This window comes from Streptomyces sp. NBC_00989, assembly GCF_045162655.1.
In the GTDB taxonomy this organism is placed as follows: Bacteria; Actinomycetota; Actinomycetes; order Streptomycetales; family Streptomycetaceae; genus Streptomyces.
On sequence record NZ_CP108728.1, the window covers coordinates 7,505,281 to 7,523,670 of the forward strand.

The following is an 18,390-nucleotide window of genomic DNA, read 5'->3' on the forward strand; positions in this document are numbered from 1 at the left end:
AGGCCTAACGCCGCCGCATATCCCTCACCAGCTGCCCCATCTCCCGCACCTGACGCCGAAGTTCCTGCACCTCATCCACCGAACTCGCGGCCATCTGCGCCTCAACTTCCTTGAGCCGCAACGCCAGTTCATCGAACTGCCCCTGCTCACGCGCCAGCATCCGCTCCAACAACTGGTTCTTACGGTGCAGTTCGAGAAAAACGGTGACCTTGGCCCGCAGCACCCAGGGATCGAACGGCTTGGTCAGGTAGTCGGCGGCACCCGTGGCATACCCCCGGAACGCATACCCCGCGTCCGAGTCCGTGCCGGTCAGGAAGATGATCGGCACGTCCTTGGTCTGGTCGAGCCGTTTGATGTTGGCGGCGGTCTCGAACCCGTCCATGCCCGGCATCCGGATGTCCAGCAGAACCACGGCGAAGCGCTGCCGCAGCAGCGCCTTCATCGCCTCCTCGCCCGAACGAGCCCGTACCAGCGGCTCGTTGAGGGACCGCAGGACAGCCTCCAGCGCGACCAGGTTGTCCTCCATGTCGTCGACCAGGAGGATGCTGGCGCGCTCGTCGGTCGTTGCCTCAGCGCTCATGATGGCTGTGCCTCACTCAGTCGTCGGCGGAACCGCCGCTTCTCCTGAAGTACCCGGATCCGCCACCGTGATGTCCTCGGACGCGGCCTCGGGGTCCAGGAGGGCGCAGACGACGGTCAGCAACTGATCGACATCCACCGGCTTCGGTACGTAGTCGTTGGCGCCCCGCGCGATGGACTTCTCCCGGTCGCCGGGCATCGCCTTGGCGGTGAGCGCGACGATGGGCAGTCCGGTCCAGCGCGGGGCGCGGCGGATGGCGGCGATGGTCTCGTACCCGTCCATCTCCGGCATCATGATGTCCATCAGCACGAGTTCGACGTCGGGATTGCGCTCCAGGGTCTCGATGCCCTCGCGGCCGTTCTCCGCGTAGAGCACCGGCATGCCGACCCGGCCCAGCACATGGGTGAGCGCGAAGACGTTGCGGATGTCGTCGTCCACGATCAACACCCGCCGCCCGGGCAGCACTTGACCCGCCCGCCCGGCCTTCCACGCCTCCAGCTTGGTGGGTGTCGGCCACGAGTCGTCCACCTCGGTCGAGGTGAACGGCTCGCTGGACAACTGCTCCGGCAGCAGCGGCAGTTCGCGGTCCTCGGTGAGCGGCGCGCCGCCCGCCGCGTGCCCGGGGCTGACGACGGGGACGTAGAGAGTGAAGGTGGACCCTCGCCCCGGCTCGCTCTCGGCGACGATACGGCCGCCCAGCAGGCCGGAGATCTCGCGGCTGATGGACAACCCCAGCCCCGTGCCGCCGTACTTGCGGTTGGTCGTGCCGTCGGCCTGCTGGAACGCCTCGAAGATCACCGGGAGTTTCTCGGCGGCGATCCCGATCCCGGTGTCGGAGACGGCGAACACGATGACCTCGTCGCTGTCGTCGGAGTAGCGGTGCTCGGGGTCCTTGACCCGGTTGACGCGGAGTTCGACGCGGCCCGTCGCGGTGAACTTGATGGCGTTGGACAGCAGGTTGCGCAGGATCTGCTGGAGCCGCTGCTCGTCCGACCACATCTCGCGCGGCACGTCCTCGCCGACCGACACCTCGAAGGCGAGCCCCCGGTCCAGGGTGAGCGGGCGGAACGTGGCGTGGACGTAGTCGAGGAGCTTGATGAGCGGAAGCCGCTTCGGGCGTACGTCCATCCGGCCGGCCTCGATCTTCGACAGGTCGAGGATGTCGTTGATGAGCTGGAGCAGGTCCGAGCCGGAGCGGTGGATCGTGGTCGCGAACTGCACTTCCTGGTCGGAGAGATGGCCGTCCGGGTTGTCCGACAACAAGCGCGCCAGAATCAGCAGCGAGTTCAGCGGGGTGCGCAGCTCATGGCTCATGTTCGCCAGGAACTCCGACTTGTACTGCGAGGAGGTCGCCAACAGGGCCGCCTTCTCCTCCAGTTCGGCGTTGGACCGCTGCAACTCGGCCTGCTGCTTCTGGAGTTCGTCCGAACGTTCCTGCAACTGCGTCGCCAGCCGCTGGGACTGGCCGAGCAGGGACTCCGTGCGGGAGTTGGCGATGATGGTGTTGATCGCGACGCCGATGGTGTTCACGAACTGGTCGAAGAAGGCGAGGTGGACGTCGGAGAAGCGGGAGAAGGAGGCCAGTTCGATCACGCCGAGGAGCTTGTCCTCGAAGATGATCGGGATGATGACCACACTCGCCGGGGCGGCTTCACCGAGCCCGCTGTTGATCTTGATGTAGTCCGGCGGGGCCTCCTCCACCAGGATCCGCTTCTTCTCCCGCGCCGCCTGCCGGACCAGACCGTGCACCGGCATACCGCCCGTGTCCACGGTCGCGCCCTGCGCCGACCCGTACCCGGCGATGAAGGCAAGTCCCTTGGCGGGGATGGCCGTTCGCAGACTGTCCTCGTCGGGATCGGCCAGGAAGAACGCCCCGTACTGCGCGTTCACCAGCGGGGTCAGCTCGCGCAGGATCAGGTCGGCGACCTCCATCAGGTCCCGGTGCCCCTGCATCAGGGCCGCGAGGCGGGCCAGGTTGGACTCCAGCCAGTCCTTCGCGCGGGTCGTCTCGCGGAGGTTGGCCACCATCAGGTTGATGTTGTCCTTCAGTTCGGTGACCTCGCCCTGGGTCTCCACCGTGATCGAGCGGGACATGTCGCCCTGGGCCACCGCCGAGGCCACCTCGGCGATCGCGCGGACCTGCGTGGTGAGGTTGAGCGCGAGTTCGTTCACGTTGGTCGTCAGGCGCTTCCAGGTGCCGTAGACGCCCTCCACCCGTGCCTGGCCGCCGAGTTGGCCCTCGGAGCCGACCTCGCGGGCGACCCGGGTGACCTCGGAGGAGAAGGAGGAGAGGGTGTCGACCATCGTGTTGATGGTGGTCTTCAGCTCCAGGATCTCGCCGCGCGCGTCCACGTCGATCTTCTTCGACAGATCGCCCTGCGCCACCGCGGTCGCGACCTGGGCGATGTTCCGCACCTGCGAAGTCAGGTTGTCGGCCATGTAGTTGACGTTGTCGGTCAGGTCCCGCCAGACACCCGAGACGCCCAACACCTGGGCGCGGCCGCCGAGTCGGCCGTCGGTGCCGACCTCGCGGGCCACCCGGGTCACCTCGTCGGCGAAGGCGCGCAGCTGCTCCACCATCGTGTTGACGGTGTCCTTGAGTTCGAGGATTTCGCCGCGCGCGTCGACGGTGATCTTCTTCGACAGATCGCCGTTGGCCACCGCGGTCGTCACCTGCGCGATGTTCCGCACCTGTGAAGTCAGGTTCAGGGCCATGAAGTTGACGTTGTCCGTGAGGTCCTTCCAGACCCCGGAGACCCCCCGCACCTGCGCCTGACCACCGAGGTTGCCCTCGGTGCCGACCTCGCGGGCCACGCGCGTCACCTCGTCCGCGAAGGCCGAGAGCTGGTCCACCATCGTGTTGATCGTGGACTTCAGCTCCAGGATCTCGCCCTTGGCCTCCACCGTGATCTTCTTGCCGAGGTCGCCCTGCGCGACGGCGGTGGACACCAGCGCGATGTTCCTGACCTGTGAAGTCAGGTTGTCCGCCATGAAGTTGACGTTGTCGGTGAGGTCCTTCCAGACCCCGGAGACCCCCCGCACCTGGGCGCGTCCGCCGAGGTTGCCCTCGGTGCCGACCTCGCGGGCGACGCGCGTCACTTCGTCAGCGAAGGCGGAGAGCTGGTCGACCATCGTGTTGATGGTCGACTTCAGTTCGAGGATCTCGCCCTGCGCGTCGACCGTGATCTTCTGGGACAGATCGCCGTTCGCCACGGCCGTCGTCACCTGGGCGATGTTGCGGACCTGCGACGTCAGGTTCGACGCCATGAAGTTGACGTTGTCGGTGAGGTCCTTCCAGACCCCGGACACGCCCCGCACCTGGGCGCGTCCGCCCAACTGCCCCTCGGTGCCGACCTCGCGGGCGACGCGCGTCACCTCGTCCGCGAAGGCCGACAGCTGGTCGACCATCGTGTTCACGGTGAGCTTCAGTTCGAGCAGCTCACCGGTCGCCTCGACGGTGACCGTACGCGTCAGGTCGCCGCGCGCCACCGCCGTGGTCACCAGGGCGATGTCCCGCACCTGCGCGGTCAGCCGGGACGCCATCGTGTTGACCGCCTCGGTCACATCACGCCAACTGCCGGACAGCCGCGTCACCTTGGCCCGTCCGCCGAGTCTGCCCTCGGTGCCGACCTCGCGGGCCACCCGGGTCACCTCGCCGGTGAACAGGGAGAGTTGATCCACCATCTTGTTCACGGCCCGGCCCAGGTGCCGTAGATCACCGCGCAACTGCCTGCTGCCGTCGTGCAGATCGACCCGCTGGGTCAGGTCGCCGCCCGCCACCGCGTCCAGGACGCGGGTCGCGTTGGCGGCCGGGGCGACCAAGGCGTCGAGGAGCTGGTTGACGTCGTTGACCCGGGACGTCCAGCCGCCCTGGCCGGGGCTGGCGGAGAGGCGTTCGTCGAGGCGGCCGTGGCGCACCAGCTCCCGTTTGACGCGCTGTGTCTCGGAGTTGAAGTGGGTACTGCGGTCCATGATCTGGTTGAAGGCGGCGGTCAGTTCGGCCACCAGGCCGTGGCCCGTCTCCGGCGCCTTCGTGAAGTCGCCGTCGCGGGCGGCCGTCATCACGGCGAGCAGCGGACGGAGATCGGATGCTCGAATCCAGTCGTCTTTGTGACCGTCTTCGAGCACACGCGTAGCACTGTTCTCACTCATGGCGGCCCACTTCGGTAACTCGGCGCTTATGGCCGCGGCCAGTCTGTCACTCTGTCCGCATCGATCGAGGCGTATTCGTCCGAACTGCTCGGGGAGCTGCGCATGGGGGCCATACCGACGCAACGGGAGACCACTTCACGTGCTCCCGATGCGCCCGCGCACCACGGCGCGGACCGGCGTACGACGGTGCGCGCGACGCTCTCGGGCAGCTCCCTCGCGCCCGGTTCCGCCCGCGGCCTGGTGCGTGCCACGCTCCGCGAATGGGCCGAACTCGGCCTGCCCGGCAGCGAGATGCTCACCGACCGGCTGGCCGACGACGCGATGGTCGTCGTCAGCGAACTCGTCACCAACGCCGTCGTCCACGCGGGCACGGACGTCGAGCTGGTGTGCCGCCTGGAGGACACGGACTCGGTCGTCGTCGAGGTCGCCGACCACCACCCCTCCCGCGCCCCGCGCGACAACAGCGCCGAACCGGCCTACGAGACACCGGAGTTCGGCCGCGGCCTGCGCCTCGTCTCCACCCTCGCGGAGTCCTGGGGCGTCACCTACCGCACCGGCACCAAGACCGTCTGGGCCCGCCTGCCCGCCGAAGGCACCCCGGCCGCCGAGGAGTTGGAGACGTACGCGGGGGAGCGCGGCCTGCGCGTCGCCGAGATCCTCGCCCCCGAACCTCCCCCACCTTCGAACACGCCCGGGCGGGGCGACCCGCAGCGCGCCGAACACGACCGGGACTGGCTCGGCCGCGGCGCCCTGTCCTTCCTCGCCGAGGCCTCCGACCTGCTCGCCGGACAGCTCGACGAGGACCTCGTCGCCGCGCTCGCCGGACAGCTGATCGTGCCGCGGCTGGCCGACTGGTGCGCCGTATGGCTGGAGGACGAGGCGACGGGCCGCGGCGGAGGCTGGGGCGAGGGCGCCGGGAGCAGCGCCGGGCCGCGCCTCGCCCGGGTCTGGCACGGCAGCGAGAACCGCATCGAGGAACTGCGCGGCGCCCTGGAGAAGAACCCGCCCCGCCCGCCCGACTCCCTGCGGCCCGTGTCCTACCCCTGGCCCGCCGACGCCCTCGGCCCGCACGGGACGTACGGCGCGGCGCTGGCGTACCGGCTGATCGCGGGCGGCCGGCCGCTCGGCACGCTGGTCATCGGACGGTCCGGGCTGCCGCGCTTCCCCGACGAGGTCACCGGCCTGGTCGAGGACCTCAGCCGCCGCGTCGCGCTCGCGATCGGCGCGGCCCGCCAGTACGCCCGCCAGGCCACCATCAGCCGCGTCCTCCAGCGCGGCCTGCTGCCCGGCGCCGTCGCCGAGATCCCCGGTCTGCACAGCGCCCTCGTCTACGAACCCTGCGACAAGGGCGGCCCCAGCGGCGACTTCTACGACCTCTTCCCGGCCGGCGACGGGCGCTGGTGCTTCGCCCTCGGCGACGTCCAGGGTAAGGGCCCCGAGGCCGCCGTGGTGATCGGACTGGCCCGCCCCTGGCTACGGCTCCTCGCCCGCGAGGGCTACGGCGTCGCCGACGTCCTCGACCGCCTCAACCAGCTCCTCCTCGACGACGCCACCGAGGCCGCCGACGCGGCCGCCCACGCGCTCGTGGCGGCGGGCGGCATGCCGGGCCCGGTCGGCGACGGCCCCCGCTTCCTCTCCCTCCTCTACGGCGAGCTGGTCCCCTTCGACGGCGGCGTCCGCTGCACCCTCGCCTCCGCCGGACACCCGCTGCCACTGCTCCTCGGACCGGACGGCAGCGTCGGTACGGCAGCCCGCCCGCAGACCCTCCTCGGGGTCGTCGAGGACGCGACGTACACCAGCGAGACCTTCGAACTGCGGCCCGGCGACAGCCTGTTGTGCGTCACGGACGGGGTGACCGAGCGGCGCTCCGGCCCGGTCCAGTTCGACGACGGCGACGGGCTGGCGACCGCGCTCGCCGGATGCGCGGGACTGAGCGCCGAGCTGATCGCGGAGCGCATCAAACGCCTGGTGCACGAGTTCGGCGGCCGTCCCCCGGAGGACGACATGGCGCTGCTGGTGCTCCAGGCGGAATAGGCGGAGCGGTCAGCCGCACCGGTGCTGGACAATGGAGGACATGCCTTCCGCACTCCCCGACGGCGATCCCGTCCCCGACGACGGCGCCCTGCCCGCACCGGCGCTCGCCGGGGCCGCCGACCGCCCCCTCGGGTTCTATCTGCACGTCCCGTACTGCGCGACCCGCTGCGGCTACTGCGACTTCAACACCTACACGGCGACCGAGCTGCGCGGCACGGGCGGAGTGCTGGCCTCCCGCGACAACTACGCGGACACCCTGATCGACGAGGTCCGCCTGGCCCGCAAGGTCCTCGGCGACGACCCACGCCCGGTCCGCACGGTCTTCGTCGGCGGCGGCACCCCCACGCTGCTGGCGGCGGGCGATCTCGTACGGATGCTGGGCGCGATCCGCGACGAGTTCGGCCTGGCACCGGACGCGGAGATCACCACGGAGGCGAACCCGGAGTCGGTGGACCCCGCCTACCTCGCCGCCCTCCGCGACGGCGGCTTCAACCGCGTCTCCTTCGGCATGCAGAGCGCGAAACAACACGTACTGAAAGTCCTCGACCGCACCCACACCCCCGGCCGCCCCGAGGCCTGCGTCGCGGAGGCCCGCGCGGCCGGCTTCGAGCACGTCAACCTCGACCTGATCTACGGCACCCCCGGCGAGACCGACGACGACTGGCGCGCTTCCCTCGACTCCGCCCTCGGCGCGGGCCCCGACCACATCAGCGCGTACGCCCTGATCGTCGAGGAGGGCACCCAGCTCGCCCGCCGCATCCGCCGCGGCGAGGTCCCGATGACGGACGACGACGTCCACGCCGACCGCTATCTGATCGCCGACGAGGTGATGTCGGCGGCGGGCTTCGACTGGTACGAGGTCTCGAACTGGGCGACGTCGAATTCCGGCCGTTGTCTCCACAACGAGCTCTACTGGCGCGGCGCCGACTGGTGGGGCGCGGGCCCCGGAGCGCACTCGCACGTGGGCGGGGTGCGGTGGTGGAACGTGAAGCACCCGGGGGCGTACGCGGGGGCGCTGGCGGCAGGCCGCTCACCGGGCGCGGGCCGGGAGATCCTCTCCGAGGAGGACCGCCGGGTGGAACGCATCCTCCTGGAGCTACGACTCCGCGAGGGCGCCCCGCTTGACCTGCTCCGTCCGGAGGGGCTCGCGGCTTCGCGCCGGGCGCTGGGGGAGGGGCTGCTGGAGGCGGGGCCGTACGAGGAGGGGAGCGCCGTGCTCACCCTGCGGGGGCGGCTGCTGGCGGACGCGGTGGTGCGGGACCTGGTGGACTGACCGGATCGACCCGTCAGCACTCGTCGGTGTCCGTCAGCTGTCTTCGGGTGCCGTGACGAAGTCGATCAACTCCTCCACCCGCCCCAGCAGTTCCGGCTCCAGATCCCGGTAAGACCCCACCCTGGCCAGAATCGCCTGCCACACCGCACCGGTGTTTTCCGGCCAACCCAACGCCCGGCACACCCCCGTCTTCCAGTCCTGCCCGTGCGGGACGCGGGGCCACGCGGCGATGCCCACGGAGGACGGTTTCACGGCCTCCCAGATGTCGATGTACGGGTGGCCCACGACCAGCGCGTGCTCACTCGTGACCGACTGGGCGATGCGCCACTCCTTGGTGCCGGGGAGCAGGTGGTCGACCAGGATGCCCAACCGCGCGTCCGGGCCCGGGGCGAACTCCTCCACGATGGCCGGCAGATCGTCGACGCCCTCCAGGTACTCGACCACCACGCCCTCGATGCGCAGGTCGTCGCCCCACACCCGCTCGACGAGTTCGGCGTCGTGCCGGCCCTCGACGTAGATCCGCCCGGCGCGAGCCACGCGCGCGCGTGCGCCGGGGACTGCCACCGAACCGGACGCCGTACGCGTGGGCCGTAGCGGACTCGACACGGGCCTGACCAGGGTCACCACCCTGCCCTCCAGGAGGAAGCCGCTCGGCTCCATCGGGAACACCCGGTGCTTGCCGAAGCGGTCCTCCAGGGTGACCGTGCCGGCCTCGCAGCGGATCACCGCGCCGCAGAAACCGGTGCCCGGCTCCTCGACCACCAGGCCCGCCTCCGCGGGGACCTCGGGGGCCGGCTTGGGCTTCTTCCACGGCGGGGTCAGGTCGGCGGAGTACTGGCGCATTCGGATGACGATAGGAGAACCGGGCCGACCACCGTCACGACACGCCGAAACGCGTTGCCAACGCGTCCCGTTGGGCCCGCACGAACCCCGCGTCCACCACCGCTCCGTGACCGGGCACGTACACCGCGTCCTCCCCGCCCAGTTCGAGGAGGCGGTCCAGGGCGGCCGGCCAGAGACCCGGTACGGCGTCGGGGCCCGCCTGCGGTTCGCCGGACTCCTCGACCAGGTCGCCGCAGAACACGACCGGCGGGTCGCCCGGCACCATGACCGCGAGATCGTGGTCGGTGTGTCCCCGGCTGTGCACCAGCAGCACCTCCGGGCCGCCGTCCAGTTCCAGCCGCATCCGACCCTGACCCCACACGTACACGCATTCGCGGGGGTGCACGAAGACGTCCGCCGCGTTCTCCGCCGCCCGCGGGTCCAGCCCGTTGCGCACAGCGTCGGCCAGCAGCTCCTCGCCCCCGCGCTCGAACACCCCGCTCGCGCCCCCGCCCACGAAAACCGTCGCCCCCGCGAACACCGCCGCCCCGAAGACATGGTCGAAATGGAGGTGGGTGAGCGCGAGAAGCGGCACACGGCGCCCGGCCAGCGCCTGCGCCTGCCCGCGCAACCGTGCGCCCTCCGCCAGGCTCGACCCCGCGTCGATCAACAGCGCCGAGTCCCCGCCGATCACCAGCCCGACCGTGCAGTCCCAGCCAGGGAGCCGGCACCGCCCCACCCCGGCGGCCAGCCGCTCCCACCCCGCCTCTTCCCAAGTCACCGTCATACGGCGACGCTAACGGTGACGGCACTCAGGGCATGGCATCGCAGGACCGGCCTTGCCCGGGGTGTACCTCACGGCCGTACACTGGGCCGGGGAACGCTGGCACTCACGCGCACAGAGTGCCAGGAAAGGGCAGCCCGGCAACAAAACGGCGACCAGAACTGGAGGTGTGCGCGATGCTCAGCGAACGCAGGCTTCAGGTGCTGCGCGCCATCGTCCAGGACTACGTCGGCACCGAGGAGCCGGTCGGGTCCAAGGCGCTCACCGAGCGGCACAGCCTCGGCGTCTCCCCGGCGACCGTGCGCAACGACATGGCCGCCCTGGAGGACGAGGGCTACATCGCCCAGCCGCACACCAGTGCCGGGCGCATCCCGACCGACAAGGGCTACCGGCTGTTCGTCGACAAGCTCGCCGGCGTCAAGCCGATGACCGGCCCCGAGCGCAAGGCGATCCAGAACTTCCTCGACGGTGCCGTGGACCTCGACGACGTCGTGGGCCGTACGGTCCGGCTGCTCGCGCAGCTCACCCGGCAGGTCGCCGTCGTGCAGTACCCCTCGCTGACCCGCTCGACCGTCCGGCACGTGGAGCTGCTGTCGCTGGCCCCCGCGCGCGTGATGCTCGTGCTGATCACCGACACCGGGCGGGTCGAGCAGCGCATGGTCGACTGCCCGGCGCCCTTCGGGGAGAGCTCGCTCGCGGATCTACGCGCGCGGCTCAACAGCCGGATCGCGGCCCGCCGCTTCGCGGACGTACCGCAGCTCGTGCAGGACCTGCCGGAGGCCTTCGAGAACGAGGACCGCGGCACGGTCGCGACGGTGCTCTCCACCCTCCTGGAGACCCTCGTCGAGGAGACCGAGGAGCGGCTGATGATCGGCGGCACCGCCAATCTCACCCGCTTCGGACATGACTTTCCCCTCACCATCCGCCCCATCCTGGAAGCTCTGGAGGAGCAGGTCGTCCTCCTCAAGTTGCTTGGTGAGGCGGGGGATTCGGGCATGACCGTACGGATCGGTCACGAGAACGCCTACGAGGGACTCAACTCCACTTCCGTGGTGTCGGTCGGTTACGGTTCGGGCGGCGAGGCAGTCGCCAAGCTCGGCGTGGTCGGACCGACCCGCATGGATTACCCGGGAACGATGGGAGCGGTACGCGCAGTGGCACGGTACGTCGGACAGATCCTGGCGGAGTCCTAAGTGGCCACGGACTACTACGCCGTTCTCGGCGTGCGTCGCGACGCGTCGCAGGATGAGATCAAGAAGGCCTTCCGTAGGCTCGCGCGCGAGCTGCACCCGGACGTGAATCCGGACCCGAAGACCCAGGAGCGGTTCAAGGAGATCAACGCCGCTTACGAGGTGCTCTCGGACCCGCAGAAGAAGCAGGTCTACGACCTCGGCGGCGACCCCCTCTCGCAGGCGGGCGGCGCGGGCGCGGGCTTCGGGGCCGGTGGCTTCGGGAACTTCTCGGACATCATGGACGCGTTCTTCGGCACGGCGTCGCAGCGCGGACCGCGCTCGCGCACCCGCCGCGGCCAGGACGCCATGATCCGGCTGGAGATCGAGCTCGACGAGGCGGCCTTCGGCACCACGAAGGACATCCAGGTCGACACGGCCGTCGTCTGCAACACCTGCAACGGCGAGGGCGCGGCCCCCGGCACCTCCGCGCAGACCTGTGACATGTGTCGCGGTCGCGGTGAGGTCTCGCAGGTGACCCGGTCCTTCCTGGGCCAGGTCATGACGTCCCGCCCCTGCCCGCAGTGCCAGGGCTTCGGCACGGTCGTGCCGACGCCGTGCCCGGAGTGCGCCGGCGACGGCCGCGTCCGCTCGCGGCGCACGCTCACCGTCAAGATCCCGGCGGGCGTGGACAACGGCACGCGGATCCAGCTCGCGGGCGAGGGCGAGGTCGGCCCCGGCGGCGGCCCCGCCGGTGACCTGTACGTCGAGATCCACGAGTTGCCGCACGCGATGTTCCAGCGCCGCGGCGACGACCTGCACTGCACGGTCACGCTCCCCATGACGGCCGCGTCCCTGGGCACGAAGGTGCCGCTGGAGACGCTGGACGGCATGGAGGAGGTCGACATCCGCCCGGGCACCCAGTCCGGCCAGTCGATCCCGCTGCACACCCGCGGCATCACGCATCTGCGCGGCGGCGGCCGGGGCGACCTCATCGTGCACGTCGAGGTCACCACCCCGACCAAGCTGGACGTGGAGCAGGAACGTCTGCTCCGCGAACTGGCCAAGCTGCGCGGCGAGGAGCGCCCCATGGGGACGTTCCAGCCGGGTCAGCAGGGGCTGTTCTCGCGCCTCAAGGACGCTTTCAACGGTCGCTGAGAGGGTCCGGGGGCTGCCGCCCCCGGACCCTCTCTTCGTCTCAACGGCCCCGTCCTCCATGGCCGGACCGGCTGAAAGTAATGGCATGTGCCAGCGCCAAGGCCGGATTCGGACTTGTTCGGAGGACGTGACAACATGCCGTCATGTCCTCCGCACTGACCGATCTCTTCCCTCATCCGATCGTGCAGGCCCCGATGGCGGGCGGTGTCTCCGTCCCGCGTCTCGCGGCCGCCGTGTCCGAGGCCGGCGGGCTGGGATTCCTCGCCGCCGGGTACAAAACGGCCGACGGCATGTACCAGGAGATCAAGCAGCTGCGGAGCCTGACCGGCCGCCCCTTCGGCGTGAACCTCTTCATGCCGCAGCCGGAGTACGCGGACAAGGCCGCCGTCGACGTCTACGCCCACCAGCTGGCCGGCGAGGCCACCTGGTACGACACGGAACTCGGCGACCCGGACAGCGGCCGCGAGGACGGCTACGACGCCAAGCTGTCCGTCCTGCTCGACAACCCGGTGCCGGTGGCCTCCTTCCACTTCGGCATCCCGACGCCGGAGGTGCTGGACTCGCTGCGCCGGGCCGGCACCTTCACCCTCGTCACCGTCACCACCGTCGAGGAGGCCCTCGCCGTCGAGCGGGCCGGCGCCGACGCGGTGATCGCGCAGGGCGTCGAGGCAGGCGGCCACCAGGGCACCCACCGCGACCTCCCGGAGAACGACGGCGCAGGCGTCGGCCTGCTCTCCCTCGTCGCCCAGATCCGCGAGACCGTGAGCCTCCCGATCGTCGCCGCCGGCGGTCTGATGCGCGGCAGCCAGATCGCCGCGGCCCTCGCGGCGGGCGCGAGCGCGGCCCAGCTCGGCACGGCGTTCGTGGCCGCGCCGGAGTCCGGCGCCCACGCGCTCCACAAGCAGGCGCTCACCAACCCCCTGTTCACGCGTACCGAGTTGACCCGCGCGTTCTCCGGCCGCCCGGCGCGCGGCCTGGTCAACCGCTTCATGCGCGAGCACGGCCCGTACGCCCCCGCCGCGTACCCGGAGATCCACCACCTGACCTCCCCGCTCCGCAAGAAGGCCGCCGCGTCCGGCGACCCGCAGGGCATGGCCCTGTGGGCCGGACAGGGCCACCGCATGGCCCGCGAGCTGCCCGCCGGCCAACTGGTCGAGGTCCTGGTCGCCGAACTCGCCTCCGCCCGGACAGCGTTGTCCACCGGAGGCGACCTCCGATGACCGCGCCGGTGTTCGTCGTCGAGTCCCTCCAGGGCGTGGGCCCCGGCTCCGTCGCCGAGGTGGACGGCCCCGAGGGACGGCACGCCGTCTCCGTACGGCGGCTCCAGCCCGGCGAGGACGTCGTGCTCACGGACGGGCAGGGCCGGGGCGCCGCCGGGGTGGTCCTCAGGGCCGAGGGCAAGGACCGGCTGATCGTCGAACTCCACGATTTCCCCGTCGAGTCCGAGCCCACCCCCCGTATCACCGTCGTCCAGGCCCTCCCCAAGGGCGACCGCGGCGAGCTGGCCGTCGAGACGATGACCGAGACCGGCGTCGACGCGATCGTCCCCTGGGCGGCCGCCCGTTGCATCACACAGTGGAAGGGCGACCGGGGTCTGAAGGCCCTCGCCAAGTGGCGCGCCACCGCACGCGAGGCCGGCAAGCAGTCCCGTCGGCTGCGCTTCCCGGAGGTCGCGGACGCGGCAACGAGCAAACAGGTTGCGGCACTTCTGGCCAAAGCCGACTTCGCCGCCGTCCTCCACGAGGACCGCGACTACGGCAGCGCGCCGCTGGCCACCGCCGAACTCCCCGCCGAGGGCGAGATCGTGCTGGTCGTGGGCCCCGAAGGAGGCGTCTCCCCCGAGGAGTTGGCGCTCTTCGAGGAGGCGGGGGCGAAGGCCTACCGGCTCGGGCGTAGCGTGCTGCGTACTTCGACCGCCGGGACCGCGGCGAGCGCCCTGCTCCTGGGCCGTACCGGACGCTGGTCCTGAACCAGGGGGGATCACCGTGGAACTCGCTCAAGTACGGCTGCTCGTCACCGACTTCGCCGCCTGCTACCGCTTCTACGCCGAAGTCCTCGGCCTGAAGCCCCAGTCGGGGGCGGCCGAGGGACCGTACGAGAAGTTCAGCCCCGCCAAGGGGTCCGCCGGGATCGCGTTGCAGGACCGGGCGATGATGGCCCAAGTCCTCGGTGAACTGGGGGACTTGGCGACCGGGCACCGCTCGCTCGTGGTCCTGCGCGTGGACGCTCTGGACGAGTACTGCGAGCAGATCACCGCCCGGGGCGCGGAGCTGCTGCACGGGCCCGCGCCGATGACGGACCGCATGCGGGTCGCCCATCTCAAGGACCCCGAGGGCAATGTGGTGGAGCTTCAGGAGTGGCTGCTGCTCCGGGGCTGACGGATCGTGCGCCGGTGACCGCGCCCCCGGCGCACGCGTGGCCGTATGCGCTCTTCCGTGTGCGCTCCGACGGTGGCAGGCTGCCGTCCATGGGGGTGTTGAGACGGAACTGGCGTCGGCCGCGCGGGCGGCGGGTGGCCGCTGTGGCGGGGCTCGCGATGGTGACCGTGGGCGGGGCCGTCGCGTGCCAGCCCGGTGATCTCAGCTCGGCGACCGTCGCGTACACGACCGACAAGACGGCCACCGCGGAGCTCAAGCGGGACCACGTGAGCGTGCGCTGGCTGACCTGCACGGGCAGCTACGGCAGCAACGACAAGGCCTACACGCCCGGGAAGACGCCCTCGCCGACCGAGACCACGGTCGTCAGCGTCGACTGCCAGGGGCAGACCAACGACAACCGGGACATCACCGTCACCGGCAAGGTCACCCGGGCCGTCGACGGCGCGTGTGTCCGCGGTGACCTCGTGGGCAAGGTCGCCGGCAAGCAGGTCTTCCACGTCACCGGGCTCGGCGACTGCAACGCGGCGACGCCGTCGTCCGTGTCCAATCCGAACCCGAGTCTCACCTACGGCCCGGGCCCGACCGTCACGGTCACGGTGACGAAGACGATCTGGTGCAAGGGCGACCCGACCTGCTGGCCGGTGGAGGGCAAGTGACCGCCCTTCCCTGGCGGGCAAGTGATCCAAACCGCTGTCGTCGCAGGCCGTAGCTGCATACGCTGATCAGGTGACTCAGCCCTCAGCGTCCGCAGCCCAGGCCTATCTCCGCTTCCCGCACCTGCACGGCGAGTTGGTCGCCTTCACCGCCGAGGACGACGTGTGGCTGGCGTCCCCCGACGGCGGCGGCCGGGCCTGGCGGGTCAGCGCCGAGAACGTGCCAGTGACCCACCCCCGCATCTCGCCCGACGGCACCACGGTCGCCTGGACCTCCGCCCGCGACGGCGCCCCCGAGGTGCACATCGCCCCGGTCGACGGCGGCCCCGCCAGGCGCCTGACGTACTGGGGCAGTTCACGCACCCAGGTGCGCGGCTGGACCGCCGCCGGCGAGGTCCTCGTGACCAGCACCCACGGCCAGGCCAACCTCCGCCGCAGCTGGGCCCGTTCGGTCCCGCTGGACGGCGGACCCGCGACCACCCTCCCGTACGGCTGGGTCGGCGACGTCGCCCGCGGCGAGACGGCCACGGTCCTCCTCTCCGCGCCCATGGGCCGCGAGGCCGCCTGGTGGAAGCGCTACCGGGGCGGCACGGCGGGCAAGTTGTGGATCGACCGCGACGGCGACGGCGAATTCACGCGCCTGCACGAGGAGTTGGACGGCAACATCGAGTACCCGGTGTGGGCGGGGGAGCGGATCGCGTTCCTCTCCGACCACGAGGGCACCGGCGCGCTCTACTCCTCACTCGCGGACGGCTCCGACCTCCGCAGGCACACCCCGCTCGACGGCTTCTACGCCCGGCACGCGTCCGGTGACGGCACCCGGATCGTCTACTCCTCCGCCGGTGAACTCTGGCTCCTCGACGACCTGGACGGCGCCGAGCCGCGCCGCCTCGACATCCGGCTCGGCGGCCAGCGCATCGACCAGCAGCCGTTCCCGGTGCCCGCGGCCCGCTGGTTCGGGTCCGCGTCGCCCGACCACACCGCACGCGGCAGCGCGGTCGCCGTGCGCGGCGCCGTCCACTGGGTCACCCACCGCTCCGGCCCGGCCCGCGCGCTCGCCGCCACCCCCGGCGTCCGCGCCCGGCTGCCCCGCACCTTCCGCGCCGACGGCGAGGAGTGGGTGGTGTGGGTGACGGACGCCGAGGGCGACGACGCCCTGGAGTTCGCCCCCGCCACCGGCCTCGCCCCCGGCGCCACCCCGCGCAGAATCGCCGCCGGACAGCTCGGCCGCGTCCTCGCCCTCACCGTGGCCCCCGACGGCAGCCGGGTCGCCGTGGGCTCGCACGACGGCCGCGTCCTCCTCGTCGAACGCGAGACCGGCGAGGTCCGCGAGGTCGACCGCAGCGAGAACGGCGACGCGTCCGGCCTCGCCTTCTCCCCGGACTCCGCCTGGCTGGCCTGGTCGCACCCCGGCCCGCGCCCGCTGCGCCAGCTCAAGCTCGCCAACACCACCGACCTGTCGGTCACCGAGGCGACCCCGCTCCGCTTCCAGGACTACGCCCCCGCCTTCACCCTCGACGGCAAGCACCTGGTCTTCCTCTCCACCCGCTCCTTCGACCCGGTCTACGACGAGTTCGTCTTCGACCTGGCCTTCGTGGTCGGCGACCGCCCGCACCTGATCACCCTCGCCGCGACGACCCCGTCCCCGTTCGGACCGCAGCGGCACGGCCGCCCCTTCGAGGCCCCCGACAAGGACGAGACCCCCGACAGCGAGGGCCGCCCCACCACCCGCGTCGACCTCGAAGGCCTCGCCGACCGCATCGTCCCCTTCCCGGTGGAGGCAGGTCGCTACACGAACCTGCGAGCGGCCAAGGACGGAGTGCTCTGGCTGCGCCACCCGGTGCAGGGAGTCCTCGGCTCCACCCGCGCCACCCCCGAAGACCCGGACCCCAAAACGGAGTTGGAGCGCTACGACCTCGCCCAGCAGCGCATCGAGCACCTCGCCGGGGACGCCGACCACTTCGAGGTCAGCGGCGACGGCAAACGCGTCCTGCTCTGGACGGACCACAAACTCCGCGTCGTCCCGAGCGACCGCCGCGCCTCGGGCTCGGACGACGACGACAGCGACTCGAACATCAACGTCGACCTGTCCCGCATCCGCCAGACCGTCGACCCGGCCGCCGAGTGGCGCCAGATGTTCGACGAGACCGGCCGCATCATGCGCGACAACTTCTGGCGCGCGGACATGAGCGGAGTCGACTGGGACGGGGTCCTGGACCGCTACCGCCCGATCCTCGACCGCGTGGCCACCCACGACGACCTCGTCGACCTCCTCTGGGAGGTGCACGGCGAACTCGGCACCTCGCACGCCTACGTCACCCCGCGCGGCGGCCACGGCCACGGCGAACGCCAGGGCCTGCTCGGCGCCGACATCTCCCGTCACGCGGACGGCAGTTGGCGCATCGACCGCATCCTGCCCTCGGAGACCTCCGACCCGAACGCCCGCGCCCCGCTCGCCGCCCCCGGCGTAGCCGTCCGCGCGGGAGACGCGATCCTCGCGGTCGCCGGACAACCCGTCGACCCGGTAACCGGCCCCGCCCCCCTCCTCGTCGGCACGGCGGGCAAACCGATCGAGCTGACGATCTCCCCGGCAGGCGGCGGAGACCCCCGCCACGCGGTCGTCGTCCCCCTCGCGGACGAGGAACCCCTCTACTACCACGCCTGGGTCGCCGACCGCCGCGCCTACGTCCACGAGAAGTCCGGCGGCCGCCTCGGCTACCTCCATGTCCCCGACATGCAGGCCCCCGGCTGGGCCCAGATCCACCGCGACCTGCGCGTGGAGGTGGCCCGCGAGGGCCTGGTGGTCGACGTCCGCGAGAACCGAGGCGGCCACACCTCCCAGCTCGTCGTGGAAAAACTGGCCCGCCGCATCGTCGGCTGGGACCTCCCCCGCGGCATGCGCCCCTACAGCTACCCCGAGGACGCCCCCCGCGGCCCCGTCGTAGCCGTGGCCAACGAGTTCTCCGGCTCCGACGGCGACATCGTCAACGCGGCGATCAAGGCACTGGGCATCGGCCCGGTGGTCGGCACGCGCACGTGGGGCGGCGTGATCGGCATCGACAGCCGCTACCGCCTGGTCGACGGCACGCTGATCACCCAGCCCAAGTACGCGTTCTGGCTTGAGGGTTACGGGTGGGGGGTCGAGAACCACGGGGTGGATCCGGACGTGGAGGTGGTCCAGCGCCCACAGGACTACGCGGCGGGACGGGACACCCAGCTGGACGAGGCAATCAGGCTGGCGCTGGAGAAACTGGAGACCGTTCCGGCGAAAACCCCGCCAGTCCTGCCAACTTAAGGGGCGCGGGGAACGGCGCGACCAGCCACAACGCACCTGCACCCAACGACGATACGATGCCCCGCGTAAAGCACCCCCAGCCTCGGAGGGAA

The 18,390-nt window shown here is 71.3% G+C and carries 13 protein-coding genes; 9 read left to right on the forward strand and 4 right to left on the reverse strand.

What is annotated here, in order from left to right; translation table 11 throughout:
- Positions 1–4: 4 nt before the first annotated feature.
- Positions 5–580 (reverse strand): two-component system response regulator, encoded by a 576-nt coding sequence (locus OG714_RS33485; RefSeq protein ID WP_406126626.1) that lies wholly within the window; start codon positions 578–580, stop codon positions 5–7.
- Positions 581–592: 12 nt separating this feature from the next.
- On the reverse strand, positions 593–4,732 hold the full coding sequence (locus tag OG714_RS33490) for a HAMP domain-containing protein (protein ID WP_406126628.1): 4,140 nt from the start codon (positions 4,730–4,732) through the stop codon (positions 593–595).
- Positions 4,733–4,834: 102 nt separating this feature from the next.
- Here OG714_RS33490 and OG714_RS33495 point away from each other — a divergent pair, with 102 nt between their 5' ends.
- The gene (locus tag OG714_RS33495) at positions 4,835–6,766 is read left to right on the forward strand and encodes a SpoIIE family protein phosphatase (protein ID WP_406126629.1); all 1,932 of its coding nucleotides are present in this window, start codon (positions 4,835–4,837) and stop codon (positions 6,764–6,766) included.
- Positions 6,767–6,806: 40 nt separating this feature from the next.
- Positions 6,807–8,039, forward strand: a complete 1,233-nt coding sequence (hemW, locus tag OG714_RS33500; protein WP_406126631.1) for a radical SAM family heme chaperone HemW — start codon at positions 6,807–6,809, stop codon at positions 8,037–8,039.
- Positions 8,040–8,072: 33 nt separating this feature from the next.
- On the opposite strand, the gene OG714_RS33505 is transcribed toward hemW, so the two are convergent.
- Positions 8,073–8,882, reverse strand: coding sequence for a DUF3097 domain-containing protein (locus tag OG714_RS33505; RefSeq protein WP_406126633.1), 810 nt, complete (start codon positions 8,880–8,882; stop codon positions 8,073–8,075).
- A gap of 34 nt (positions 8,883–8,916) precedes the next feature.
- Entirely contained in the window at positions 8,917–9,648 is a 732-nt protein-coding gene (locus tag OG714_RS33510; RefSeq protein WP_406126634.1) for an MBL fold metallo-hydrolase, read from the reverse strand.
- A gap of 173 nt (positions 9,649–9,821) precedes the next feature.
- Between OG714_RS33510 and hrcA the strand changes: the two genes are divergently transcribed.
- From hrcA to OG714_RS33545, 7 genes are all read left to right on the forward strand, one after another.
- A complete protein-coding gene (gene hrcA / locus OG714_RS33515) occupies positions 9,822–10,838 on the forward strand; it encodes a heat-inducible transcriptional repressor HrcA (protein WP_200682116.1) in 1,017 nt (338 codons plus the stop codon).
- Positions 10,839–11,972 carry a molecular chaperone DnaJ gene (gene dnaJ, locus OG714_RS33520; RefSeq protein WP_328683406.1) on the forward strand — a complete coding sequence of 378 codons (1,134 nt, stop codon included), beginning with the start codon at positions 10,839–10,841 and terminating at the stop codon, positions 11,970–11,972.
- A 143-nt stretch (positions 11,973–12,115) separates the two neighbouring features.
- Positions 12,116–13,192 carry a nitronate monooxygenase gene (locus tag OG714_RS33525; RefSeq protein ID WP_406126636.1) on the forward strand — a complete coding sequence of 359 codons (1,077 nt, stop codon included), beginning with the start codon at positions 12,116–12,118 and terminating at the stop codon, positions 13,190–13,192.
- Positions 13,189–13,941: a 16S rRNA (uracil(1498)-N(3))-methyltransferase gene (locus tag OG714_RS33530; RefSeq protein WP_406126637.1), complete on the forward strand. Its 753-nt coding sequence runs from the start codon at positions 13,189–13,191 to the stop codon at positions 13,939–13,941. Before OG714_RS33525 ends, OG714_RS33530 begins: the two co-directional genes overlap by 4 nt.
- Positions 13,942–13,957: 16 nt before the next feature.
- Complete coding sequence (locus OG714_RS33535) at positions 13,958–14,350, forward strand: VOC family protein (RefSeq protein ID WP_406126639.1); 393 nt, start codon at positions 13,958–13,960, stop codon at positions 14,348–14,350.
- 143 nt (positions 14,351–14,493) lie between these two features.
- Positions 14,494–15,006, forward strand: a complete 513-nt coding sequence (locus tag OG714_RS33540) for a hypothetical protein (RefSeq protein WP_406132051.1) — start codon at positions 14,494–14,496, stop codon at positions 15,004–15,006.
- Between the two features lie 70 nt (positions 15,007–15,076).
- The gene (locus OG714_RS33545) at positions 15,077–18,298 is read left to right on the forward strand and encodes a S41 family peptidase (protein WP_406126641.1); all 3,222 of its coding nucleotides are present in this window, start codon (positions 15,077–15,079) and stop codon (positions 18,296–18,298) included.
- Positions 18,299–18,390 lie beyond the last annotated feature (92 nt).